The sequence below is a fragment of the Streptosporangium sp. CA-135522 genome (genome assembly GCF_050949235.1).
GTDB lineage: Bacteria > Actinomycetota > Actinomycetes > Streptosporangiales > Streptosporangiaceae > Streptosporangium.
Map to the genome: position 1 here is coordinate 3,378,611 of NZ_CP192026.1, position 19,515 is coordinate 3,398,125.

Below are 19,515 nucleotides of genomic sequence, written 5' to 3' on the forward strand. Positions count from 1 at the left end.
TCAGCGGCCCCAGCGCAGGCCGGGGGTCTCCACCGGAGCGTCCCAGAGACGGGTGAGCTCGTCGTTCAGCCCGCAGACCGTGACCGAGAAGCCCTGCATGTCGAGGCTGGTGACGTAGTTGCCGACCAGGCTCCGCGCCGCTCGGGCGCCCTTGCCCGCCAGATAGTCCACTGCCTCGGCGAAGGCGACGTAGAGCTCGATCAACGGCGTGCCGCCCATGCCGTTCACCATGACCAGGACGTCACCGGAGATCGGCATGTCCTCGTCGACGGCGTCCATCGCGACGCCGACCAGCTCGCGGGCGCCGCGCATGGCCGCGCGGGACCGGCCCGGCTCGCCGTGGATGCCGATGCCCAACTCGATCTCGGTGTCCTTCAGGTCGAAGGTGGGCTTGCCCGCGGCGGGGGTGACGCAGGCGCTCAGCGCGACACCGAAGGACCGGCTGCGCGCGTTGACCTCCTCGGCCACCCGTACGACCTCCCGCAGAGGCGCTCCGGCCTCGGCCATGGCCCCGGCGATCTTCTCCACGAAGAGCGTCGCGCCGGTTCCCCGGCGACCCGCCGTGTAGAGGGAGTCCTGCACGGCCACGTCGTCGTTGACCAGCACGCTGGCCACCTCCACGCCCTGCTCGGCACAGAGCTCGGCGGCCATCTCGAAATTCAGGACGTCACCGGTGTAGTTCTTCACGACGTGCAGCACTCCCGCGCCGCCGTTCACCGCCTCGCTGGCCGCGATCATCTGGTCGGGCACCGGAGAGGTGAAGATCTCGCCTGGGCAGGCCGCGTCGAGCATGCCGTACCCGACGAAGCCGGCGTGCAGCGGCTCGTGCCCGGAACCCCCTCCGGAGACCAGGCCGACCTTGTCCGGACGAGGCCCCGAGGCGCGTACCACGATCTGGTTTTCCACGTCCACCCGCAGTCCGGGGTGCGCCGCGGCGAGCCCGCGCAGCGCATCCGTGACGACCGAGTCGACACCGTTGATGAGCTTCTTCACATTTCGGAGCCCTTCCCTTCCTGGGACGGTGGCAAGCCTGATCGGGAAAACCTCTTGCCCGGCATTCGCCCACGCCGGGCCTGCCGGTGGCCTCCGGGCGGCCTTCAGCGGTTTCGGGCCTCAGCGGCTTGGGGAGCGATCCGCAGATGCCGGAGCACGGCCGCGGCCTCCTTCCTGATCCCTCGGTGCGGATCGTCCCGAGCGAGCGCCGCCAGCCAGGAGAGGGTGAGCGGATCCCCGGGAGCCAGGACGCCGGCGGACCATAGGGCGGTGTGCCGGGCCCGCCAGGCGCCGTCGGCGACCGCGCGGTCCCGCAGCCATGTAAGCGTGGTGGAGTCATCCGGCCCGCAGAGTCTCATGATCTGTTCCACGGCCGTCGCCCGAACGATCCATCGAGGGTCGCCGATCGCGCGCTCACGGAGCCAGGCCATCGTGCCCGCCGGATCCTGCCACCATGCGCCGGCCCACTGCATGACGGTGCAGGCCATGGCCGGACTGGGATCGCGCACGCTCAGCTCGTGCAGCCAGGCACGGGTCTCCGGCGCCTCACCGGCGGCCTTGACGATCCCCGCCACGGCCCCCTCGCGCACCCTCCAGTGGCCGTCGCGGACGGCGCGGTCGCGCAGGAGCTCCAAGGTGGCGGCGTCGTGACACCAGCCCCGGACGAGGGCGTGCACCGCCGCCAGCCGTACCTGGGCGTGCTCGTCGTGTACGGCCCGCTCGCGCAGGAGGGGGAGCGTGGCCGCGTCACCGGCACGGTCGTCGGCCATCGTCCGCACCATCGTCCGGCGGACCTCCCAGTGCCCGTCGCGCCGCGCCGCCTCGTGGAGGAGGGGAGGGGTGCCGGGCTCCTCCCGCCATGTATCCGCCAGCGCCACCAGCGCGGCCACCCGCACCTGCCAGCACGGATCCTCGCTCGCGCACGCCCTCACCGCGGAGTACGCGCCCTCGTCGGGCCGGCCTCCGGCCAGCGCCAGCAGGGCCGCTCGCCGGACCGTCCAGTGCCGGTCGGTTCTCGCGTGGTCCCGGAGCCGGACCGGCGTGCCAGGCTCGTCGGGCCAGCCCCAGCCCAGAGCTGTGATCGCCGCGGCCCGGACCTCCTCTGCCCCGTCTCCGTCGAGCCAGACCAGAACCCGGGACGGTGTGTCGTCGTGGTCGCGCCAGTGGCGGGCGATCGCGGTGACCGCGGCGGCGCGGACGTCGGGGTCCGGGTCGCCGCAGACCCGGCCGAGCAGCCAGGTCAGGGTGGCGTCGCCGTCGGAGGCCCGTGCCGTCTCCCGGACGGCCGCGCCGCGCACCTCCCAGTGGGGGTCGTCCTCTGCCAGTGCCCGTAGCCACGGCACGGTGGCCGGTTCGTGCGGCCAGATCGTCGCCACCGCCGTGACCGCGGCTCGCCGTACCTTCCAGTGCTCGTCCCGCGAGGCGACATCCCGCAGCCACGGGAGCGTCGCGGGATCCCCCGGCCAGCAGTGCGCGGCTGTCGTCACACTCACCGCGCGGACGTGTTCGTGGGCGTCGGCCGTCGCGCGACCACGCACCCATGAGGAGACTCCGGGCCGGTACGGCCAGCCCAGGGCGACCCGTTCGACGGCCATGCCGCGGACGTCCTCGTCAGGATCCCCTATGGCGCGTGACCGGAGCCAGGCCAGCGCGGCAGGTTCGCCCGGCCAGATCCGGCCCACGATCTCGACCATGTCCCTGCGGGCTCTCCAGTGGCCGTCCGTGACGGCGACGCCCATGACCCACGACGCCGTCGCGGGGTCGTGGGCACGGCTACCGGCCACCGCCTCGACAGCCGCCACCCGGACGTCCTCGTCCCCTTCGAGGAGGGCCCGGTCACGCAGCCACGCGAGGGTTCCGGAGGGGTCCAGATGTGTCGCGGCCTCCTGCAGGGCGGCGCGGCGGACCTCCCAGTGGCCGTCCGCCACCGCGCGCTCACGCAGCAGCGCCATGGTCTCCGGGTCGGACTGCCAGAATTCCAGGCGTTGCAGGGCGGCGCGGCGCATCTCCCAGTGGCCGTCCGCCACCGCGCGCTCGCGCAGCAGCGCCATGGTCTCCGGTCCCTGGTGCCAGCTGACGAGCCTCCACAGGGCGGCGCGGCGGACCTCCCAGTGGCCGTCCGCCACCGCGCGCTCGCGCAGCAGCGCCGCGTTGACCGCTCTGTGGCGGCTGAGGTCGAGCCGTTGTACGGCGGCGCGGCGGACCTCCCAGTGGCCGTCCGCCACCGCGCACTCGCGCAGCAGCACGAAGGCGTCGGGATCACGCAGCCAGAACATGTCGAACTTCAGCACGGCGGCCTGGCGGACCTCCCAGCGATCGTCCGTCACCAACCGTCGCAGAATCTCGAAGGCGGGAAGCTCCTCCAAGCTTTCCACGGCCGCCCGGCGGACCTCCCAGTGGCCGTCCGCCACCGCGCGCTCGCGCAGCAGCGCCAGAGTGGCGGGGTCCTCGGGCAGGCCGGTGGCCAGCGCCTCCAACGCCGCCGCCCGCAACGCCGCGGCGTCACCGGTCTCCGCCAGCCGCCGCAGCCATCCCATCACCTCTGGGAAATCGCGGTATGTCCCGCCAAGAACGGCCAATGCCCTGTGACGCACCGCGCCGAAGCCGTGCAAGGCCTGCCGTTTCAGCCACTCCAGGGTCTGCCTGCGGTCATGCCGGCTCGTCGCGATGGCCTGGAGGATGGTGCTTCGCACCTCGTCGTGCGGGTCTTTCGCGACTCGGCTGTACTGGAGAGGGAGGGTGCCGGGGTGGTCGTGCCAGTTCGTGGCGATGGCTTGGAGGGCGGCCGTCCGTACGTCTTCGTCGGGGTCGGTGAGGGCGCGTTCGCGCAGCAGGAGCAGAGTATCGGGGTGGTCGCGCCAGCCTGCGGCGACGGTCTGGAGGGCGGACGTCAGCACGAGGGCATGCGGGTCGGCGAGGGCGCGTTCGCGCAGCAGGGGGAGGGTGTCGGGGTGGTCGTGCCAGTTCGTGGCGACGGTCTGGAGGGCGGCCGTCCGTACGTCTTCGTCGGGGTCGGTGAGGGCGCGTTCGCGCAGCAGGGGGAGGGTGCCGGGGTGGTCGCGCCAACCCCGGACGACGGCCTGGAGGGCGGACGTCCGCACGAGGGCGTGCGGGTCGGTGAGGGCGCGTTCGCGCAGCAGGGGGAGGGTGTCGGGGTGGTCGTGCCGGCTTGCGGCGATGGCTTGGAGGGCGGCCGTCCGTACGTCTTCGTCGGGGTCGGTGAGGGCGCGTTCGCGCAGCAGGGGGAGGGTGCCGGGGTCGTCGCGCCAGCTCGAGGCCAGGGTGTTGAGCACCACCCGGCGGGTGTGCCAATGCGGCTCCTCCACGGCGCGTTCCCGTAGGAGGAGCAGGGCGTCAGGAGTATCACCCCAGTTCGAGGTGAAGGCGCCGAGCGCTGTCTGGCGGGTGCGCCAGTGCGGGTCTTTCGCGGCGCGTTCGCGCAGCAGGGGGAGGGTGTCGGGGTGGTCGTGCCGGCTTGCGGCGATGGCTTGGAGGGCGGTTGACCGTACGTCTTCGTCGGGGTCGGTGAGGGCGCGTTCGCGCAGCAGGGGGAGGGTGTCGGGGTGGTCGTGCCGGCTTGCGGCGATGGCTTGGAGGGCGGTTGACCGTACGTCTTCGTCGGGGTCGGTGAGGGCGCGTTCGCGCAGCAGGGGGAGGGTGTCGGGGTGGTCGTGCCAGTTCGTGGCGACGGTCTGGAGGGCGGTTGACCGTACGTCTTCGTCGGGGTCGGTGAGGGCGCGTTCGCGCAGCAGGGGGAGGGTGTCGGGGTGGTCGTGCCAGTTCGTGGCGATGGCTTGGAGGGCGGCCGTCCGTACGTCTTCGTCGGGGTCGGTGAGGGCGCGTTCGCGCAGCAGGGGGAGGATGTCGGGGTCGTCTGACCAGCCCTCGGCGAGGGCGTCGAGGGCCGCCTGACGGGCTTTCCGGCCCGGGTCGGCGAGGGCGCGCTCGCGCAGGAACGGCAGGAGATCGGGGTGCCCGCCCCGGGCGCCGGTCAGCATTTTGACGGCGACGGCCCGCGCCTCGCCGTGCGGGTCGGTGACGGCTCGGTCGCGCAGGAGGGGGAAGGTGCCGGGATGTTCGGGCCAGCTCTCGGCGATCGTCCGGAGAGCGGCCGAGCGGACCTGGTGGTGCGCGTCACCGGTGGCGCGCTCCTGCAGCAGGGGCAGCGTTTCGGAATGCTCTCGCCAGTCGCCGGCGATGGCCTGGATCGCGGTCGTCCGCACGCTCTCACTCGGGTCGGTGAGGGCACGTTCGCGCAGCAGCGGCAGAGTGACGGGATGATCGGGCCAGCCCTGCGTCAAAGCCCGCACCGCTCCGTCACGCAGGCTCACATCGGCCTCGGCGATGGCCTGACGGCGGAAACGCTCCCGGAGGCGATCGTCGTCCGGGAACAGGGCGGCGGCGATCTTCGCCATGATCTCCCGGCTCTTCGGCAAAGTGATCGCCCTCTCCCGGCCGAGGAACCAGCGGAGATAGCGGTCACGCCCCGGCCATCGCGGCCGGATCGTCCGCAGCAGAGGGATCACCTTGTCGATGAGGAATCCGTCGACGTCGGAGACGTAGTTCCGTTCCGCCTGCTCCAACCAGGAGGTGATCTTCTCGACGACGGCGGCGCCCTGCTGTTCCATCGCCCCGAGGTTGCGGGTCTCGGCGATGCACTCGGCCGCCAGGACCAGGTGGTACGGCGTGTCCTCGGCCTCTGCGAACGGCCACAGCGGGTTCGCCTCGCCGATGAGGTAGTCGATGATCCCGCCGGTGAAGCGCTCGTCGAGCATTCCGGCCACCAGCAGCAGGACCTCCCGCCACGCGGGATCGGGCCAGTGGCGGCCGAACATCTCCGAGATCAGCTGGTCGGGGCTCCACTGGCGTTTGTTCTGGAACCGCCGGACGATCTCGTCCGCGCAGAAGAACTCCAGGAACGCCCGGTGTACGAATCCGTAGACGCCTCCGCCGTACAGGCTGAGAATGAAGTTGCGCTCCCGGAACTGGTCCAGCATGCCGCGGGCGACGATCTTCGCCGCGGGAGGGTCGAGCTGGTAGCGGCTGCTCAGGTAGCCCACGAACTCGTCGAGGAGGTCCTCGCCCCGGATGTGATTGCCGGCGAGCCCCGACCTGCCGCTCTGCATCCGCCAGGCCACCCGGCGAAGCAGCTCCTTCTTGTCCTCGGCGTCGATGTATCCGGCCGGTATCCGCGCGTCCTCGAGATGTCTGTTGACGTCCCAGTGCTCGACCAGCACGGACGCCGCGTGGACGTACACCGTCCGCCGCTCACGGGGAAGCTCCTGGCGCCGCCCGGTGATCGCCAGAATGGTCAGCAGCAGGGGGTTGCCCGCCAGCTCCCGGATGGACGGCGAATCGGTCATCGCGCGCATCAGGCGGTCCCGCAGACGTCGCGCCTCGTCCTTGCGGTCGTGCATCGCCAGCTCGTACCAGCGTGCGATGAACTCCTCGATCTGCCCGGTGTCCAGATCCTGGAGCGTGTAGTGCCGGAATCCGGCGTCGTGCAACTCGGCCCGCCGATATCCGATGACCCGGCTGGTGACCAGGATCCGCGCCTTCGGGTAGCGCGTGGCGAACCCGGCGATCTGCCGGGTCACCGTCTCCCGCACCTTGGGGTCGAACAACTCGTCCAGCCCGTCGAAGACGACGAGGGCCCGCCCGTCCTCGCGGAGGTAGCGGTCCAGCGGCTGGGCGGGCAGACCGGTGCCGTCGGTCCGGTGCAGGTGTTCCAGGTATTCGAGGAAGGTCTCGCACCGCGACCGGAGATCGGCGTAAGAGCGCAGTTCCACCAGGATGGGCAGCCACCCCCTCAGCCCTGCCAGGCCCCCTTCCTTCCCCTCACCCATCAGCCTCAGGACCAGATAGCGCGCCAGCGTCGACTTGCCCGCGCCGGGGTCGCCGAGCAGCGTCACCAGCCGGTTGCCCGGCTCGCCCAGGACGTCGAGGATCGCGCGCCGGGGGGTCTTGTCATAGGTGGTGCGCGCCTGCGCGATCCTGTCGGGGTCGAGCCCCTCCGGAAGGTCTCTTTCCGAGATCTCCTCGGCACTCAGCAGCCGACGCCACAGCTCCTTGGACAGCTCGACGGGGGGCGGGTCGGCCCTGACACTCTGCGGGACGAACATCGACCTGAGGAGGACGGGCAGATGGACGTCCTGCTCCGCCGGGGTCAGCACCTCCAGGTCGAGCCGCCGGTAGCGCTGTTCCATCCTCGTGAGGTAGGCCGCCCGCGCGATCGTGAACGACTCCTCTCCGGCGGTGAGAGGCCCGGAGCCCGCCTCGGGCGAGGTCCGCGCGCCCAGGCATTCGACGAGCGCGTGCAGGACCCGGCCGCTCAGGTCCTCGGCCGAGGTGAACCGGTCGACCACGATGGCGGACTCCAGCAGGCGTGTCCGGAAGGCCTCGACCGGCGAACGGTCCCTGTCGACGAGCCGCAGGGGGATCGGCGCCTCCTCGTCGAGAAGGAACAGCAGCCGCGGCATGCCTCTCTCGGACGCGGCGGCGAACTCCAGCTCCGTGTAGGAGACATCGGTGCCGGGCACCCGGGACCCGTAGCGGAAGCCGATTATCCCCAGGTAGAAATCACATTTTTGAACGCGATCGCGACAGTAATCCGCCGGTGCGACTCCCTGGGCGGAGAAATACCTCATATCCACTGGCACCAGGCCCGCACGTGCCACGGCGTCGATGGCCGACTGCACGAACGACCCCGCGAGCGGATATTCCGCCATGTCCGATGTGTGGCTGATGAAGACGCTCGGCACGTCCCATAAAGTACCCCTCGTCAAGCTCCGGCCCGCATCTGTCCGTGAAATATCCCCTATTCGGCAAAAACGGTGCTTCCTTCGGCCGGAGCGCCCTTTTCCGTTCGGCACGGCCGCCGGGGAGATGGCGCGGGCCGAAGCGGTGTAGGAGGATCTGGCCAGGTCCTCTTCCCACGCTGGAGGCGTCATGTCGGTGTTGCGGAATCTGGTGGAGAGCATCCGGAACGGCGGGATCGAGGTGATCGACCTGACCGCGCCGCTGTCGTCGCAGACGCCGATCCTGCGGTTGCCCGAGCCGTTCGGGAACACCGTCCCGTTCACGCTGAAGGAGATCAGCCGCTACGACGACCGGGGGCCCGCCTGGTACTGGAACGACATCTCGACCGGTGAGCACACCGGCACGCACTTCGACGCGCCGATCCACTGGGTCACCGCCCGAGACGGCCAGGACGTCTCCCAGGTGCCGGTGGACCGGTTGATCGCCCCGGCCGTGGTGCTCGATCTCTCCGCCCGGGCAGCCGAGGACCCGGACTTCCTGCTGGAGATCGAGCACGTCAAGGCCTGGCAGGAGATCAACGGGCCGCTGCCCGAAGGCGGCTGGCTGCTCTACCGCACCGGCTGGGACGCCCGCTCCCACGACCAGGAGCGCTTCCTCAACGCCGACGAGACCGGCCCGCACACCCCCGGCGTCTCGGTGGCGTGCGCCAGATGGCTGGCCGAGGAGGCGCCGATCGCCGGGCTCGGCGTGGAGACGGTCGGCACCGACGCGGGCACCGCGCACGGGTTCGACCCCGCCTTCCCGTGCCACTCGTTCCTGCTCGGCGCGGGAAAGTACGGCCTGACCCAGCTGCGCAACCTCGACCGGCTGCCGGTCACCGGCGCGGTGGTGGTCGCGCCTCCGCTGCCCATCGTCGGCGGCTCGGGCAGCCCAGTGCGGGTGCTGGCCCTGGTCGAACGGTGAACGTCGCCCGAGCCGTCGGCGCGACCCTCGCCTCGCTCGGCGTGGACATGGCCTTCGGGGTGGTCGGCAGCGGCAACTTCCACGTGACCAATGCCCTCGTCGAGCGGGGCGTGCGGTTCGTCGCGGCCCGCCACGAGGGCGGCGCGGCGACCATGGCCGACGCCTACGCGCGCACCGGCGGCCGGGTCGGCCTCCTCAGCGTCCACCAGGGGCCGGGGCTCACCAACGCGATGACCGGCATCACCGAGGCCGCCAAGAGCCGCACGCCGCTCGTCGTGCTGGCCGCCGAGGTGACCGCGCCCCGTTCCAACTTCTTCGTGGACCAGGCCGCCCTGGCGACGGCGGTCGGCGCGATCCCGCTGCGGATCGACTCCGCCGCGACCGCCGTCGCGCGGACGGCCGAGGCGTTCCGCCTGGCTCGCGACGGGCGGCGCACGGTCCTGCTGAACCTCCCCCTGGAGGTGCAGAGCCAGGCCGTCCCGGTACCGGCGGACCTTCCCGCCGAGCCGCCTGGGCGCCGGGCCGAGCCGGAGACGGAAGCGGTCGCGCGGCTGGCGGAGCTCCTCGCGGCCGCGCGGCGGCCGGTGTTCGTCGCGGGGCGGGGAGGGCGCGCGGCCCGGAGGGAGCTGGAGGAGCTCGCCGACCGCGCCGGAGCGCTGCTCGCCACCTCCGCCGTCGCGAAGGGACTCTTCCGGGGCAGTCCGTGGGATCTGGACGTGAGCGGCGGCTTCGCCTCACCGCTCGCCGCCGAGCTCGTCCGCGACGCCGATGTGATCGTCGGCTGGGGGTGCGCGCTCAATATGTGGACCATGCGTCACGGCACGCTCGTCGGCCCCGACGCCAGGGTCGCGCAGGTCGACCTGGACGCCGACGCCCTCGGCGCCCACCGTCCGATCCATCTCGGTGTGGTCGGCGACGTCGCCCTCACCGCGCGGGCGGTCGCCCGCCTGCTCGACGACGCTCCCGGGGCGCGGACCGCGTCCGGCGGCACCGGTTACCGTACGGCGGCGCTGGCCGGACGGATCGCCCGCGAGAGCCGCTGGCGGGACGTGCCCTACACCGACGAGGGCGGCGACGGTCGCATCGACCCCCGGACCCTCACGATCGGGCTGGACGACCTGCTCCCCGCAGAACGCGTCGTCTCCATCGACTCCGGAAATTTCATGGGATATCCATCGATGTTCCTCGACGTCCCCGACGAACGCGGCTTCGCCTTCACGCAGGCCTTCCAGTCCATCGGCCTCGGCCTGGCCACCGCGATCGGCGCCGCTCTGGCCCGGCCGGACCGGCTCGCCGTGGCCGCGCTCGGCGACGGCGGCGCGCTGATGGGCATCGCCGAGCTGGAGACGGTCGTACGGCTCGGCCTTGCGATGGTGATCGTGGTCTACGACGACGACGGCTACGGTGCCGAGGTACACCACTTCGGCCCGGAGGGACACCCCCTGGACACCGTCACCTTCCCGCCGGTCGACATCGCGGCCATCGCCCGGGGCTTCGGCTGCGAGGCGGTCACCGTACGGGACCGGGAGGACCTGGCGGGGGTGGCGACGTGGCTGGCCGGATCACGGGAGCGGCCGTTGCTGGTTCATGCCAAGGTCAGTGGCGCGCGTGGCTCGTGGTGGCTGGAGGAGGCCTTCCGGGGACACTGAGCCTCGGACGGTGTCCCGAGTCGGTGTCCTCAAGCGGTGTCCCGAGTCGGTGTCCCGGCATGGGGGAGATGTTCCGGGCCGGGACCGCCGTCGACGTCTCTGCTCACGCCCCGCGGCCACCGGTCGAACCCCGCCGAAAGGCTGAGGTACGGTTCAGCCATGGCTGAGATCGTGTACCCCCCGGTCATCGGGGCCGCGCGGACCCTGTTCCGCGCGCTGGACCTGAAAATCCGCGTCGAGGGCGCCGAGCGGATCCCGCGAACCGGTGGCGCGGTGCTGGTCAGCAATCACATCAGCTATCTCGACTTCATCTTCGCCGGCCTGACCGTGCTGCCCGCCAAGCGTCTGGTGCGCTTCATGGCCAAGAAGGAGGTCTTCGATCACAAGATCTCCGGTCCGCTGATGCGCGGCATGCACCACATCCCGGTCGACCGGGCGGCGGGCGCCGCGGCGTTCGGCGCGGCGCTGAAGTCGCTCAAGGCCGGTGAGATCGTGGGCGTGTTCGCCGAGGCCACGATCAGCCGGTCCTTCACGGTCAAGGAGATCAAGAACGGCCCGGTCCGGATGGCCGTGAGCGCGAAGGTGCCGATGATCCCCGTCGCGCTGTGGGGGACCCAGCGGCTGTGGACCAAGGGGCACCCCAAGAAGCTGTTCCAGCGGCACGTGCCGATCACCATCCTGGTCGGCGAGCCGTTGTACGCCAAGCGCGGCGACGACTACGACGCCGTCACCGCCGAGCTGCGCGGGCGCATGGCCGAGCTGCTGGACCGGGCGCAGCGGACCTACCCGGAGATCCCGCCGGGCGCCTGGTGGCAGCCCCGCCACCTCGGCGGCACCGCCCCCACCCCGGAGGAGGCGGACAAGCTGGACGCCGCCGAGGCGGAGGCCAGGGCCGCGCGCCACAAGTCGTGAGAACCGGACGCAAGTCGTAGGCAGGTGCGTCACAAGTGGTGTGGCCGAGGCTGACCTCATGAGTGACGCACTTGAGAACATCGTCGGTGCCTTCCAGCCCGGACCGTCCCCGGGCCCCGGGCGCACGCCCGGCCCGATCGGCATGACCATCCTGCTGATCTGCTGGATGGTCACGGGCCTGCTGCCCTTCGCCTTCTCGGTGACCGACCTCAAGCTGGCGACGGGGCGGATCGGCACCCCGGGCACCCTCACGGTCGTCTCCTGCGACTCCCTCGGCCAGGGCCGCTACGACTGCAAGGGCAGCTTCGCACCCGACGGCGGCGGCGACGCGATCGCGGTGGCGGCCTCACCCGACTCGACCGCCGGAGACGTCAGGCGCACCCGGCTCACCCCCGAGGGCGACCGCGCCGTCCCGACCGGCGCCACCGGCGTCCTCGCCGCGCTCACCATGCCCTTTCTCGGGGTGGGCGTCCTGGCCTTCCTACCGTATGTGTTCCTCTACGTCCTGAAGGTACGGCGTGGCCGCCGCGCCACCGTGATCTGCGGAGGCCTTCTCACGCTCGTCTCGCTTGCCGGTGTCGTCATCGGCATGGTGGCCTCCTACGCCTGAAGGTCCGGCGGCGGCGCCGGTGGGGCGCGACCCTCGGCGGGAGCGGTCGTCGTGCCCGTGCGCGCTCGGCCGCCGGTGGCCGGGCGGCGTTCACAGCCGGTCGGCGAATCGTTCCAGCAGGGGGAGAGCCTCGGCGAGCGTGCGCCGCTGCCCGGCGTCGAGGGCGTCGTCGAGGGCGCGCTCCAGCCGTTCGGTGACGGCGTGGGTCCGGTCGTCCAGGGCGCGCCGTCCGGACTCGGTGATCCGGGTGACCACCCTGCGCCCGTCCCGCGGGTCGGGCCCGCGGACCACTAGGCCGCGCCGGTCGAGTGCGCCGAGTGCGGTGCCGATCGCCTGGGGGGTCACCTGCTCGGACTCCGCGAGCGCGGCCGAGGTGGAGGGGCCCAGGCGCTCCAGCCTGGACAGCACGGCGAGCTCGGTGAAGGTGATGTCGTTCGTCGCGTCGGCGATGGCGTACATCTGCCTGATCCGCCGGGCGATCCGGCCGACGACGATCCTGAGATCGCGGGCGGCGTGGTCGGTCTCCATGATGCCAAGGTTAGCTTTATCAATCCAACTTTGCTAATTTTCCAGGGACACCGGCCAGGAAGGACTCAACGTCCAGGACACCAGAGTGCTCACCTGCCGACGGCCACCACCGACTCCGGAGTCTGCTGGATGGCTTACTCCCAGAACTGATCAGGACACCCGTCCCATGTGTTACGACGCTGACGCGACCCCTCCCATCGAGTCCACCGGCTCGCCTGTCACCTCCGGCCCGCTCACCCTGACCTCGGCCGACGGCACCCGCCTGGCGGGCTTCCTCGCCGTTCCCGGGCGGCCGACCGGCCCCGGGGTGGTGGTGATCCCCGACAACCGGGGGCTGGCGCCCTTCTACGAGCGGCTGGCCGTACGGCTGGCCGAACACGGCCACCCGGCGATCGCCTACGACCACTTCGGCCGCACCGCGGGACCCGTCACCACCGGGCGGGGCGCGGATTTCCCGACCATGGAGCACTTCGCCGGGCTCAGCAGGAGCGGCATGCAGGACGACATGGTCGCGGCCGCCGACCGGCTGCGCGAGTTCGGGGACACGCGGCTGGCCCTGGGGTTCTGCATGGGCGGCCGGCTGGCCTTCTTCGCCGCCGAGCCCCGCTTCGGCCTGGCCGGAGTGATCGGCTTCTACGGCGCTCCGGGCATCGCCGGCCCTTACGGCCCCGGGCCCACCCAGCACGCGGCCGACCTCTCCGCCCCGATCCTGGGCCTGTTCGGCGGCGCCGACGAGGGCATCCCGGCGAGCGAGGTGGCGGCCTTCGACGAGGCGCTGACCGCCAACGGCGTGGCCCACGAGTTCGTCACCTACCCCGGCGCCCCGCACGGGTTCTTCGACACCGGGAGCGACGAGCATGCCGAGGCCTGCGCCGACGCTTGGCGGCGCGTCCTCGCCTTCCTGCGCGACGCGGGCTGAGACCGGCGGCCTTCCTGCGCGACGCGGGCTGAGACCGGCGCCGCTCGCCGCCGGATCGGGGGCGTCAGGCCGAGGCGAGGTCGTGGTCGTCCGCCACGGGTTCCGCCTTCAGCAACGGCACCGACAGGCCGAAGGTCTGCACCAGGCCGTCGACGCCCTCGTCGGTGACCTTCACCACCCGCTCGCCCTCGCGGGGCCGCATGATCCAGCCGAGCTCGAACAGCCTGCCGGTGATGGCGCTGGCGAGACCGCCGGCCACGTGATGGCGGCGCTCGCTCCAGTCGACGCAGGCGCGGATGGCCGGGCGACGGCCCTTGAGCCACGGGCGGCAGTCGATTTCCAGCGGTCGCTGGTCCTGCCAGAGCGGCACGTCCAGCTCAAGGGTCTGGGCGGTGCGTTTCACCAGCCCCCGGCTCTGCAGCACGTCCGCGATGGCGACCCCGACCCGGCCGGCGACGTGGTCGTAACAGGTGCGGGCGTGGCGCAAATTGTCGAGGTGATGGGAGGAGCGAAGGGACCGCGGCGGGTGGATGGGGGCCAGAACGGCCAGCGCCTCCAGCGCGTCGGCCACCTCGGGTCCCGCCAGCCGGTAATAGGCGTGGCGGCCGCAGCGTTCGACGGTGACGATGCCGCTCTCGACGAGTCTGGCCAGATGCTCGCTCGCGGTGGGACGGGACACTCCCGCCAGGGCGGCGAGCTCGCTCGCCGGCATCGCCCGGTCGGCGACCAGCGACTTCACCATCGTGGCCCGTGTGCGGTCTCCCAGCAATCCGGCCACGGCCGCGATGTCCGGCCCCACATCCGTCCTGCTGTCAGCCGGTTTCGCCATGGCCCCTCGATCCCTACCCCCGAGCGTGACAGATTCCGAGCTGTCACTGAGATTATGGGGGGTGGTCTCCGGCCATGGCCAGGCTTCACGCGTCCGAAAAGGGGGGTGGCCGGGCCCGCCGACGGGCCCGGCCGCGCACTCAGCTCCCGCTCTACCCGCCGGGGAGGATCTGCACGCAGTCTTCGGGCAGGCCGGAGCCCTTCTCCGGGGTGACGAACCGCGTCGCGATCCCCTCCTCGGCGCAGCATCGCTCAAGGTATGTCACGACGTTCTTCCATTCCGGGCTGCCGGGGAGTGCGTGAATCGGGTCGTTGTCCTGGTTGATGACCGCCGGCCGGAACCCGACCGCCGTGACACCGCCCGCGCCGACCCGGACCACCGCGATCCCGGTGAGCCGTGAGTCCTCGTGGAAGGGGAGCAGCGGGTATCCCTCCCGGGGCTGGATACGGTACTCGCCGAACCGGCGGCTCAGCGCGAGCTCGTCGTGCGGGCCGGTCGCGCTCAGATAGCCGTCCTTGGCCAGCCGCTCCCGCAGCCGTGGCAGGTCGAAGAGATAGTGCCCCAGGCCGTAGAAGATGGGCCGGTTCCGGTAGAACTCGACACCTCGCAGCATGTGGTGATGGTGCCCGAGCACGATGTCGGCCCCCGCGTCCACCGCCAGCCGGGCGACCCGCCGCTCGTGGTCGGTGAGAACGTACGGGCGCGTGAAGTCACCCCAGTGGAAGCTGGCGACGACGATGTCCGCCTGTTCCCGCGCCGCCTTCAGATCGTCGTGCAGCGCCGTCTCGTCCTGCGCGAGCAACTCGGTGGTGACGCGGGGGAGCAGACCCGGCTGCCACTCGTTGAGCTCCCAGGGGGTGAACCTCGTGTGCGCCCGTAGCGGAGCCAGCCCGGGTACCGCGGCGCGGGCCTCGTAGCCGTAGGGGAAGACCGAGGCGTACGCGACGAAGGCGATCCGCAGATCACCACGGGTCACGACGACCGGTCGCCGGGCCTGTGCGATGTCCGCGCCCGCTCCGACCGGCCGGATCCCCAGGCTTTCCAGGGTGCCGCACGTGTTCAGCAGCGCGCCATGGCCGCCGTCGACGCTGTGGTTGTTCGCCAGCGAGACGACGGTGAACCCCGCCTCCGCCAGCGGTTCGGCGTTGGCCGCCGGCGCGACGACCGGAGAACCCGAACTCGGGGCGCGCTCCCAGACGTCGCTGAACGCTCCCTCACAGTTGCCGAACAGGACGTCACCTGCGGTGAGAAACGCTTTGGACGACTGGAAGGCGGTCTGCGGTTCGTCGCGATCGATGAAAACGTCGCCGACAGCGAAAATCGAAGCCTCGGTGGCCACAGACAGCTCCTAACAATCGATTACGAGTAACAGTGGATTCGATGAACAGATCGATGCCGTGCCTCCGGCTGCGGGCTTCACGATAACAAGGGGTCGATTCGGCGGCGGCCGAAGTGTTTCCACCCGGGGGCGCGGCCGCGCGCTCATTCCGCAGCCTGATCAAGGTCATCGGAATTAAAAGCCCGGGTTGGCGGACCCTTTTCCGAGATGTGTGCGGCCCGATCTTCCGGTGCCGCCCGACGGATAATCGGCGGCCGTCGGATCGTCTGAGGGGCGGCCGGGCTCCGGGATCTTCGGTCGAGGCTTCCGGGAACCACGACGATTCGGGGTCCCATGCGTGGGTCCCCGATGACCGGGATCTCGTGCCCGGATCACCGGCCGTGGCCGGCGATCCGGAGGGGCGCGTCGCGGATTCGCCGACGCCTTTTCCCGGGATCGCGGAGCGGCCGATCGGGTGAGAAGCGCTTTTCGTCGGCCTCAACGAGCGTTTCGGCCGGTCCTTTGCATTTACAGTACCGTTATGTTCGCGTACTCTCCGTGTTTTTGCGATGTCCGCGGATCCCCTGATCTCGCGAGGCTAAACATTTATATGCCGGATGGCCTGTTCGGCCGGTTTCGCCAACAATTAGGCGGTGGCCTAACGGTCGAGTAGTTAAGCTTTCTGCGGCCTTGGAAATCCCCGCCCCAGGAACGCGGGGTGCGGATCCCCGAACAGTCAATTCCCACTCGTGAGGAGAACGTCATGGCCGATCGCAGGACTTACCGCGGCGAATACGACGAGGCTCTGTACTGGGAGCGCGTCGATCGCAATCTGGGATGGCTCGGTGACACTCCGGAGGAGCAGCGCAAGCGTCAGGAGAAGCTGCGCGACTCGGTGATCGGGATTGTCGGGACCGGCGGGATCGGTGGCGCGGTCGCGCTCAGACTGGTCCGCATGGGCGCCCGGAACCTCAAGCTGGCAGACCCCGACGACTTCGACATCACCAACATCCAGCGGCAGATGGGCGCCGACCTCGACACGATCGGCCGCAACAAGGCCGAGGTGGTGGCGGAAATGGCCTACAACCTGACGCGAGACGTCAACATCGACGTCTTCCCCGAGGGGATCAACGCCGACAGCGCGGAAGAGTTCATGGACGGTTGCGACTATGTCATGGACCAGATGGAGTTCTATCAGGTCAAGAACCGCTACGCCCTGCATCGGGCGTTCCGTAAGTCCGACCGGTGCAAGTTCATGCTCAAGATCCCCACGGTCAGTCACACGGTCATCGTGTACAAGTACACCAAGGACTCGATGACGATCGAGGAGGTCTACGACATCCCCGAGGACGCGGAGTTCACGCCCGAGGTGATCCACAAGCTGGTCGAGCGGGCCATCGCCGTGATGCCGGGTTACCCGGACCGCAAGGAGATCGACCGCTGGTTCGTCGACATGCAGCGGATGCCCATCTTCGGCGGCTGCCCGCCCATGGCGGAGGGAATCCTGGTCGAGCGTCTCGCCATGGAGATCATGGAACTTCCCGGGGTCGCCCCGCTGCCCGTGCAGCCCGGCTACGCGATCTTCGACTCCCTGAACTGGACCGCCCGCATGGTCCCGGGCAAGTGGTGGGAGAAGTGAACCTTCCGATCAGGGTCGTCCTCATGTCCGAGGTCAATTCCAAACTCGGAGCCCCGTTCCTGTCCATCCTCGCCGAGCACCCCCTCGTCGAACTCGTGGGAGTGGTGACCAGCCCGCCGGGCCGGCTCTGCCCCTACTTCCTCGGCGAGGAGGACCAGGTCGACCTTGAGGCCCAGGCGCGCCGGAGGGGAGTCACGCTCCTGCGTCCGCCGGACGTCAACGCCGCCGAGACCGTCTTCGCCATCGCGGCCCTGAACCCCGACTACATCATCGTGGGCAACTACCAGCAGATCCTCAAGGCCGAACTGCTGGCTGTGCCCCGCATCATGCCGATCAACTTTCATCCGAGTCCGCTGCCGAGCTACGCCGGATGGGCGCCGTTCTTCTGGATGGCCAGGAACGGAGAGACGGAGAGCGGCGTCACGGCCATCTCCATGACGGTCCACATCGACGGAGGCCCGACGATCGCCGCCAAGCCGATCCGGCTCAGCGGGACCGAGACCGCGCTGGAGATAAGGGAGTCGCACACGGTGGCCAACGTGGCACTGCTGCGCGAGCTCATCCCACGCCTGGCCGCGGGAGCGCCGCCCACCGTCCCGCAGGATCCCAGCCGGCGAACCTATTTCAGCAAACCCCGTGACCAGGACTACTGGCTCGACTTCACCCAGGACGCCGAGACGATCCTGTGCACCGTCCGCGCCGGCTACCGGCGACCCGGAGCGTACGTCGTGACCGAGGACGGGAACACCCTGGTGGTCCTGTCGATGGAGTCCGTGGGGTCTCGCTACCCCGCGTCCGTCACCCCGGGAAGCGTGCGCCGCGAGGACGGTGACGTCTTCATCGCGGCGAAGGACGGATGGCTCCGGCTCTGGTCGATCGAGGTGGACGGCGAGGAGCGGCTCGGCCACCTGCCGCGGTCGCACACCTCGGTCAGGACCTGGTTCGAGGCCCGCGCGGCCGGCTGAGTCCGCGGCCGTACCGCAACCGGCACGTCGGCGCCCACGCGCCGACGTGCCACCGCGACATCCCTTTCAGCCCACCACTCCAGCCCACCACGACGCCTGTTCACCGACGCGAAGCGTCGGCCGCCCATATCCCCGTACGGAGCCGCGAACCAGTGGCGTGCGACGGGTGCTCCGCCATGCCTTCACCGGCATGCGCGCCCGCCGTACGAGCCGCGAGGAACGTGCCGCCGTGCCACATGCCCGAAGGAATGAGCACTCATGAAACACAAGCCCTCCACCACCTTGACCCCGCACCATCCCGGAGCGCTTCTCCCGGGACCGGCGGGCGGAGTCCAGTCGCTGGTCGACCGCGCCCGGCTGGACGGCGAGAGCCAGGAGGACCAGGAGATCCAGGCCGCCCACCGGTTGTACGAACATCTCATCGGCCTGTGGGCCCCCGGTGTGATCGAAGCGGCCCACGACCTGGGCCTGTTCACCGAACTGGCGAACGGGCCGGTCAGCGCCGCCGAGATGGCCAAGGCCCTGCGGACCGACGAGCGGGCCACCCGCATCCTGCTGGACGCACTGCACGCCTACGAGATCGTCACGACCGTGGTGCCGGCCGACGGTGTCGCGCGCTACGCGGTCGCCGATCGGATGCTGCCGGCGCTTCTCCCCGACGGGGTCTACAGCCTGACCGGCAAGATGTCCTACGACCGGGTGGTCGCCTGGCGCGCGTGGCGAGAGCTGGCCGACGCCGTACGGAACGGTTCACACGACACCACGGGCCACGACCGGACGAACCAGATCTCCGAGACCGACTACGAGTCGCTGGCCCGCGGCATCAACTTCTGGGCTCCGCCGATTGTCGCCCGGCTGCACGATTGGCTCAAAGGCAGCGGATGGGACGTGCAGGCCCCCGCACGAATCCTCGACGTCGGCTGCGGAAGCGGTCTGTACAGCCAGCTCATGCTCCGCCGGTCGGAGAACTGGCGGGCGACCGGCCTGGACGCGCCGCGCATCATCAAACTGGCCGAGGCCCAGGCGCAGCGTCTCGGAGTGGCCGACCGTTTCAGCGGCATGGTGGGCGACTTCTGGGCCGACGAGTGGGGCGGCGGATTCGACCTCATCTTCTTCGCCAACATCTTCCACCTCCAGACGGCGGAGAGCGCGGCGAAGCTGGCCGCGACCGCGGCGGGCTCGCTGTCGGAGCGCGGGCTGGTCTGCATCGCCGACCACATCGTGGACGACCTCGGCCCGACCGGCTCCCAGCAGGACAGGTTCGCGCTGCTCTTCGCGGCCTCGATGCTGGCGACCGGCGGCGGGGACGCCTACCGCCTGAGCCAGTACGACAGATGGCTCGACTCCGCGGGGCTGAAGCGTGTGGGCCTCATCGACGCGCCCATGCATCGCATCCTCATCGCCACCCGCGCCGACAACGCCCTTTGAGGC

General features: G+C 70.6%; 13 protein-coding genes. 8 read left to right on the plus strand and 5 right to left on the minus strand.

All coding sequences use genetic code 11. From position 1 onward, the window contains the following. Together dhaK and ACQPYK_RS15935 are read right to left on the minus strand one after the other, a co-directional pair. Positions 1-993: a dihydroxyacetone kinase subunit DhaK gene (gene dhaK / locus ACQPYK_RS15930; RefSeq protein ID WP_433255952.1), complete on the minus strand. Its 993-nt coding sequence runs from the start codon at positions 991-993 to the stop codon at positions 1-3. A gap of 104 nt (positions 994-1,097) precedes the next feature. After that, positions 1,098-7,973 carry a HEAT repeat domain-containing protein gene (locus tag ACQPYK_RS15935; RefSeq protein WP_433255954.1) on the minus strand — a complete coding sequence of 2,292 codons (6,876 nt, stop codon included), beginning with the start codon at positions 7,971-7,973 and terminating at the stop codon, positions 1,098-1,100. Here ACQPYK_RS15935 and ACQPYK_RS15940 point away from each other — a divergent pair. The 4 genes from ACQPYK_RS15940 to ACQPYK_RS15955 all read left to right on the plus strand — a co-directional run bounded on the left by ACQPYK_RS15940 (position 7,942) and on the right by ACQPYK_RS15955 (position 11,886). Then, positions 7,942-8,715 (plus strand): cyclase family protein, encoded by a 774-nt coding sequence (locus ACQPYK_RS15940; RefSeq protein ID WP_433255956.1) that lies wholly within the window; start codon positions 7,942-7,944, stop codon positions 8,713-8,715. The genes ACQPYK_RS15935 and ACQPYK_RS15940 overlap by 32 nt on opposite strands. After that, the gene (locus ACQPYK_RS15945; RefSeq protein WP_433255958.1) at positions 8,712-10,364 is read left to right on the plus strand and encodes a thiamine pyrophosphate-binding protein; all 1,653 of its coding nucleotides are present in this window, start codon (positions 8,712-8,714) and stop codon (positions 10,362-10,364) included. Before ACQPYK_RS15940 ends, ACQPYK_RS15945 begins: the two co-directional genes overlap by 4 nt. Positions 10,365-10,523: 159 nt before the next feature. After that, the gene (locus ACQPYK_RS15950) at positions 10,524-11,276 is read left to right on the plus strand and encodes a lysophospholipid acyltransferase family protein (RefSeq protein ID WP_433255960.1); all 753 of its coding nucleotides are present in this window, start codon (positions 10,524-10,526) and stop codon (positions 11,274-11,276) included. Positions 11,277-11,334: 58 nt separating this feature from the next. Further along, a complete protein-coding gene (locus ACQPYK_RS15955) occupies positions 11,335-11,886 on the plus strand; it encodes a hypothetical protein (RefSeq protein ID WP_433255962.1) in 552 nt (183 codons plus the stop codon). 90 nt (positions 11,887-11,976) lie between these two features. Here ACQPYK_RS15955 and ACQPYK_RS15960 read toward each other — a convergent pair whose 3' ends face one another. Further along, entirely contained in the window at positions 11,977-12,414 is a 438-nt protein-coding gene (locus ACQPYK_RS15960; protein ID WP_433255964.1) for a MarR family winged helix-turn-helix transcriptional regulator, read from the minus strand. A gap of 166 nt (positions 12,415-12,580) precedes the next feature. On the opposite strand from ACQPYK_RS15960, the gene ACQPYK_RS15965 reads away from it, so the two are divergent. Then, positions 12,581-13,333, plus strand: coding sequence for a dienelactone hydrolase family protein (locus tag ACQPYK_RS15965; RefSeq protein ID WP_433255966.1), 753 nt, complete (start codon positions 12,581-12,583; stop codon positions 13,331-13,333). Positions 13,334-13,397: 64 nt separating this feature from the next. Here ACQPYK_RS15965 and ACQPYK_RS15970 read toward each other — a convergent pair whose 3' ends face one another. Both ACQPYK_RS15970 and ACQPYK_RS15975 read right to left on the minus strand, forming a co-directional pair. Then, complete coding sequence (locus tag ACQPYK_RS15970; protein WP_433255968.1) at positions 13,398-14,162, minus strand: ArsR/SmtB family transcription factor; 765 nt, start codon at positions 14,160-14,162, stop codon at positions 13,398-13,400. Positions 14,163-14,313: 151 nt separating this feature from the next. Next, positions 14,314-15,501: a CapA family protein gene (locus ACQPYK_RS15975; RefSeq protein WP_433255970.1), complete on the minus strand. Its 1,188-nt coding sequence runs from the start codon at positions 15,499-15,501 to the stop codon at positions 14,314-14,316. 742 nt (positions 15,502-16,243) lie between these two features. On the opposite strand from ACQPYK_RS15975, the gene ACQPYK_RS15980 reads away from it, so the two are divergent. The 3 genes from ACQPYK_RS15980 (at position 16,244) to ACQPYK_RS15990 (ending at position 19,512) form a co-directional block, all read left to right on the plus strand. Continuing rightward, positions 16,244-17,119, plus strand: a complete 876-nt coding sequence (locus ACQPYK_RS15980) for a ThiF family adenylyltransferase (RefSeq protein ID WP_433255972.1) — start codon at positions 16,244-16,246, stop codon at positions 17,117-17,119. 23 nt (positions 17,120-17,142) lie between these two features. After that, the gene (locus ACQPYK_RS15985) at positions 17,143-18,084 is read left to right on the plus strand and encodes a methionyl-tRNA formyltransferase (protein WP_433255974.1); all 942 of its coding nucleotides are present in this window, start codon (positions 17,143-17,145) and stop codon (positions 18,082-18,084) included. Between the two features lie 258 nt (positions 18,085-18,342). After that, positions 18,343-19,512: a methyltransferase family protein gene (locus ACQPYK_RS15990; protein ID WP_433255976.1), complete on the plus strand. Its 1,170-nt coding sequence runs from the start codon at positions 18,343-18,345 to the stop codon at positions 19,510-19,512. Positions 19,513-19,515: the final 3 nt, after the last annotated feature.